The organism is Micromonospora sp. NPDC049580, assembly GCF_040675595.1.
Taxonomy (GTDB): domain Bacteria; phylum Actinomycetota; class Actinomycetes; order Mycobacteriales; family Micromonosporaceae; genus Micromonospora.
Window position 1 is genome coordinate 1 of record NZ_JBFAPG010000480.1, and the last position, 4,807, is coordinate 4,807.

Genomic DNA, 4,807 nt, shown 5'->3' on the forward strand with positions numbered 1-4,807 from the left:
GCCCATGACCAGGCCCTCGACAGGCACCTGTGACCTGGATCACATCCGGGTCGTGTTCCAGGACGCCCGGCGAGGTGTATCCAGCGAGGTCGCCCGTAGCGGACCGGCTGGGAGGTCAGCGCATGTCGCGTCAGCAGTTCGGCACCCTCGCCGCGAGCGGGCCGGGTCCTCGCCGACCCCGGGGGGAGCGCCCGCGTCGACCTCGCCAGCCGCGCCCCGCCGGTGATCCGACCATCCGCCGCCGACCGAACGCCGACCGAGCGGGACGACACCACAGACTTCCCCCGCGCCCCACCCCCACCCGTTCCACCCCGAGCGCCGACCCGACCGGCGGCGGGCCGCGCCTCGCCGCGCAGCCGCCGGCCGGCGAAACCGGCGCGGCCCAGGTCGGGCGGATCGCGGCCGACGCGGCCGGACGGGTGCCGGGCGTGTCCGACGTCCGCCCGGCAACCGTCCGCGTGGGCGACCGGTCCGTGGGCCTCGACCTGAACCTCATCATCGAGTACGGCCACCGCGTGCCCGCCGTCGCCGACGCGGTCCGCCGGGCGGTCGCCGAGCAGGTGCTCGCCGGCACCGGCCGCGCGGTGGCAGCGGTGACGATCACGGTGCGGGACCTGGTGGTGACCGGCTCGGCCGACGACGTCCCGCCGCACCGACCGGTCGCACGCCCCGAGCTGACCACGGCGACCGCCAACCGGGTGGCGTCCGCGCTGCTGGCCGTCGCCCTGCTCGCCGGCGGCGTCCTGCTGGCCGCGCAGGCGCTGCTGGTCACGCTGGGTCGCCCGACGCCGCTGCTCATCCGCCCCGGGTGGTACGGCGCGCTGACCACCACCCGGTGGCACGATCCCGGCGTACGGGCAGCGGCCGCCGCCGCCGCACTGCTGGGCCTGCTCGTCCTGACCGCCCAACTGCGCCGGTGGACGCCGGTCCGACTGCGAGTCGACCCGCGCGACGGCTGGCACCTGCACCGGCGGTGCGTGGAACGCCGGCTGACCGACGCGGCGGACACCGTGCCGGGCGTACGCGGAACCCGGGTGCGGGTCCGGCGTCACGGCGACCGGTGGCGACCCCGGTTGCGCGCCACCGGCGACCCGGCGGCCCGTGCCGAGGTCGAATTCGCCGTGCGCCAGGAGCTGCGTCAGCTCGCCTCGCCACGCGCCGACCGCGTCGACGTCCGGCTGCTGCCCCGCCGGCGGCCGGCATGACCGATGCCGCGCACCGCCTGCTGTGGACGATCGTCGCGCTGCTGCTGGTCGCCGGCGGTGCGACCGCGCTGGCAGCCAGTTCCGGCACGCTGCCGTTCGGCGACCCCGACGCGGTCCTGCTCGGCGGCGGGCTGGTGGACGCGTGGCGGCTCGCGACGCCCTGGAGCACCCTGGCCGCGGCGGTGGCCGGGCTGCTGACCGCCGTCGCCGGTCAGCGCCTGCTGCACCGGGCGCTACGCCGACCCGACCGGGCCCTGCGGGGCACGCTGAGCCGCCCCGGACGCCTGCCCGGTCGCACCCGAATGGCCAGCGAGGTGCTCGTACGCGCGCTGGAACGGGACCTGCTGCGCGCGCCCGGGGTGCACCGGGCCCGGGTGGTGCTCACCGGCACGCCACCGCGCCCCGACGTGTGGGTCCGGGTGGACCTGACCAGCGACGCCCGCGCCGCCGGAGTCCGCGAGCACGTCCACGAGTCGGTCCGCCGATTCGCCACGACGGCCGGCTGCCAACCCGCACACCTCGACGTGACGGCCCGGATCGCGCCGGCCCGCCCCTGAGCCGGTCGCCGCCGAGGCCGCACCAGACGACCACCCCGAACAGCAGGGCCGTTGGGGGTCCAAGGTCCCGGGCCGGTGCGGTCCGTCGGCCCTGCCGAGGGCGCCGCCGCGAGCGTCTGATGGAGATGCCACCGGGAAGCGCGGTGCGAGGCAGAGAAGGGACGTGGACACCATGACCGCGACGATCGAGCGGACCACCGCCGAGACCACCGCTCCGGCGACCGGCACCACCCGAGAGAAGGCCACCCGGTACGTCCTGGCCGGCACCCGGATGGCGCTCGGCTGGATCTTCCTCTGGGCCTTCCTCGACAAGCTGTTCGGCCTCGGCCACGAGACCGGGTCGAAGAACGCCTGGATCAACGGGGGCAGCCCCACCAAGGGCTTCCTCACCTTCGGGGTCGCCGGCCCGTTCAAGGACGTCTACACCGGCATCGCCGGCGCCGCCTGGGCCGACTGGCTGTTCATGGCCGGCCTCGCCGGGATCGGCATCGCGCTCCTGCTCGGCGTCGGCATGCGGGTCGCGGCCGTGGCCGGTGGGCTGCTGCTGGTCCTCATGTGGACCGCCGTCCTGCCTCCGGAGAACAACCTCTTCATGGACGACCACCTGATCTACGCCGCGGTGCTCGCGGTCCTGGCGCTGGTCGACGCCGGCGACACCTGGGGCCTCGGGAAGCTCTGGGCGAAGCTGCCGATCGTCGCGCGGGTGCCCTGGCTGCGGTGAGCACCACCGCACCGTCGCACGGCGGGCGGCACCACCCGTGACGCCCGCCGAGACGCGTACCCCAGTTCGGTGATCCGGGGTCGGGTCCGGGCGCGTCGGGGCAGGTGGCGGGTCCGCCGCACATCGGTGACGCGCTATCCGGCAGGATCGACGGTGACCGGACACATCACCCAACACGGCAGGAGATCCCCGCATGAACCAGGCAGCAGGCGCCCGATCGGGCAAGCCCGAGGTGGGTCCGATCGAGGGTGCGCCGCCGGCCGACCTCGTGATCGAGGACATCACCGTGGGCGACGGCCCGCAGGCCGAGCCGGGTCAGTTGGTCAGCGTTCACTACGTCGGCGTGTCCCACTCCACCGGCGGCGAGTTCGACTCGTCCTGGAACCGGGGCGAGGCGTTCGAGTTCCCGCTCGGCGGCGGTCAGGTCATCGCCGGCTGGGACCAGGGCGTGGCGGGGATGCGCGTCGGCGGCCGTCGCCGCCTCACCATCCCGCCGCACCTGGGGTACGGCGACCGCGGCGCTGCCGGCGTCATCAAGCCGGGCGAGACGCTGATCTTCGTCGTCGACCTGCTCGGCGTGGGCTGATCGAACGTGGCAGGGGTCGTTCGGCCCGATGCCGGGCGGCCCCTGAGCGCGCCCGCTGCCGGCGTCGGACCGCTGGTCGGCGTGCGCACGTCCGCGTTTCGGACGGGGCCCCTGCTCACACCGCGGTCAGCGTCAGGCGGCCAGCACCAGGCCGCCGGCCGCGGCCGGCGGACGACGGGCGGCCTCGACCAGATCGGCTGGCACCGGACGACGGGCGGCCTCGACCACCCGGCCGGGCTCGAGGATCGGCATCACCCGGTGCAGGCCGGTGGCGCGCAGCACCCGGGCCACCACCGGGGTGGGATCGACCAGGACCAGCTCGCCGCCCCGGGCCCGGACACGCAGGTGCGCGGCGAGCAACGCGCGCACCCCGGCCGCGGAGAGCAGGCGCAGCCCGGACATCTCCAGCTGCACGACCGGCCGTGCCGGCGCGGACCACAGAGCGGACCGGAAGGCGGCAACGGTGGCGATGTCGACCTCGCCGGCCACCCGCACCTGGACCACCTGGTCACCCACGATGACCTGCACGTCGATCCGGTCGCTGCGCTCTTCCATGAGGTGAAATCTAGCCCCCACCACCGACAGTTTCGCCCCTCCGCGGAGTGATCCCGGGTACGCCCAGGGTCATCCCCCGATGTGCCCCTCATCCCCCTAGGGGTGGAGGCCAGGGCCCTCGCGGTCGGCCGAACGGCCAGGTGCCGCGCCGCGTGCACGGCGCTCCAGGTCGACAGGGCATCGGCGGTGGAGAATGACCCGATGGTGATCCCCCGGCCCCGGCCGCCACGGCTGATCCGTCCCGTCCGCGAACCGGCCACCGTCCCGCCTCCGCTCAACGGCGTGTGGGCGGCCACGGACCGCCGGCTCGACCAGGTCGACCTCCTGCCCCTCCCCCCGGGGGCCGTCGGGCCGGAGGACGTGCTTGTCGACCCGAGCGGCCGGGTCATCAGCGGCGACGAGGACGGCAACATCTGGTGGTGGCCGGCCGACGCGCCGGCCGGCACCCGACCCCGGCTGCTGGCCGAGACCGGCGGCCGGCCGCTCGGCATCGAGGCGGATCCGTCCGGGGAGGCGCTCATCGTGTGCGACGCGTACCGCGGGTTGCTGCGGGTCACGCCGGACGGGGCGGTCCGCGAGCTGACCGGCACGGCGCCGCCGGTGCACCTGGCCAACAACGCGACGGTGGCCCGCGACGGCACCGTCTACTTCACCGACTCGTCGGACCGGTTCCCGGTCTCGCACTGGAAGCGGGACCTGCTGGAGCACCGCCCCAACGGCCGTGTGCTGGCCCACCACCCGGGCAGTGGACGCACCGAGGTGGTGGCCGACGGGCTGTACTTCCCCAACGGGATCGCGCTGACCCCCGACGAGTCGGCGCTGATGCTGGTCGAGACCACCACCCACCGGCTGCTCCGCGTGGAGTTGCGCGGCGGGGTGCGGGTGCTCGCCGACCTGCCCGCGTACCCGGACAATCTCTCCGCGGTGGGCGACGGGACGTACTGGATCGCCCTGCCCAGCCCCCGGGTGCCCATCGCCGAACGGCTGCTGCCGCACCCGCGGCTGCGCCAGCTCGCCGCTCTGCTGCCCGACGCGATGCAGCCGCAGCCGCGCCGCTACGGGCTGGTCGCGCTGGTCGACGGCGAGGGCACCCCGACGCTGGCCTCCAGACCTGGTACGCCGAGCACCGGCGCGGCCACCCCGTACGCCCCGGACTGCAGCTCCCCGCTGCTGCTCACCGGCT

5 protein-coding genes and 2 pseudogenes are annotated in these 4,807 nt (G+C 75.4%); 5 read left to right on the forward strand and 2 right to left on the reverse strand.

Annotation, left to right across the window (positions count from 1 at the left end; all coding sequences use genetic code 11):
• Positions 1 to 122 precede the first annotated feature (122 nt).
• The 4 genes from AB0J68_RS27305 (at position 123) to AB0J68_RS27320 (ending at position 3,069) form a co-directional block, all read left to right on the forward strand.
• On the forward strand, positions 123 to 1,205 hold the full coding sequence (locus AB0J68_RS27305; protein ID WP_363941188.1) for an Asp23/Gls24 family envelope stress response protein: 1,083 nt from the start codon (positions 123 to 125) through the stop codon (positions 1,203 to 1,205).
• Positions 1,202 to 1,762 (forward strand): hypothetical protein, encoded by a 561-nt coding sequence (locus tag AB0J68_RS27310; RefSeq protein WP_363941191.1) that lies wholly within the window; start codon positions 1,202 to 1,204, stop codon positions 1,760 to 1,762. Before AB0J68_RS27305 ends, AB0J68_RS27310 begins: the two co-directional genes overlap by 4 nt.
• 163 nt (positions 1,763 to 1,925) lie before the next feature.
• A complete protein-coding gene (locus tag AB0J68_RS27315) occupies positions 1,926 to 2,483 on the forward strand; it encodes a hypothetical protein (protein ID WP_354858999.1) in 558 nt (185 codons plus the stop codon).
• A gap of 193 nt (positions 2,484 to 2,676) precedes the next feature.
• Complete coding sequence (locus tag AB0J68_RS27320; protein ID WP_354859001.1) at positions 2,677 to 3,069, forward strand: FKBP-type peptidyl-prolyl cis-trans isomerase; 393 nt, start codon at positions 2,677 to 2,679, stop codon at positions 3,067 to 3,069.
• 132 nt (positions 3,070 to 3,201) lie between these two features.
• Here the strand turns inward: AB0J68_RS27320 and AB0J68_RS27325 are convergent, their stop codons facing one another.
• On the reverse strand, positions 3,202 to 3,624 hold the full coding sequence (locus tag AB0J68_RS27325; RefSeq protein ID WP_354859004.1) for an STAS domain-containing protein: 423 nt from the start codon (positions 3,622 to 3,624) through the stop codon (positions 3,202 to 3,204).
• A 201-nt stretch (positions 3,625 to 3,825) separates the two neighbouring features.
• Here AB0J68_RS27325 and AB0J68_RS27330 point away from each other — a divergent pair.
• Positions 3,826 to 4,521, forward strand: a pseudogene (locus AB0J68_RS27330) (SMP-30/gluconolactonase/LRE family protein); the annotation flags it as partial.
• A 191-nt stretch (positions 4,522 to 4,712) separates the two neighbouring features.
• On the opposite strand, the pseudogene AB0J68_RS27335 reads toward AB0J68_RS27330, so the two are convergent.
• Positions 4,713 to 4,807 (reverse strand): annotated as a pseudogene (locus AB0J68_RS27335) (IclR family transcriptional regulator); the annotation flags it as partial.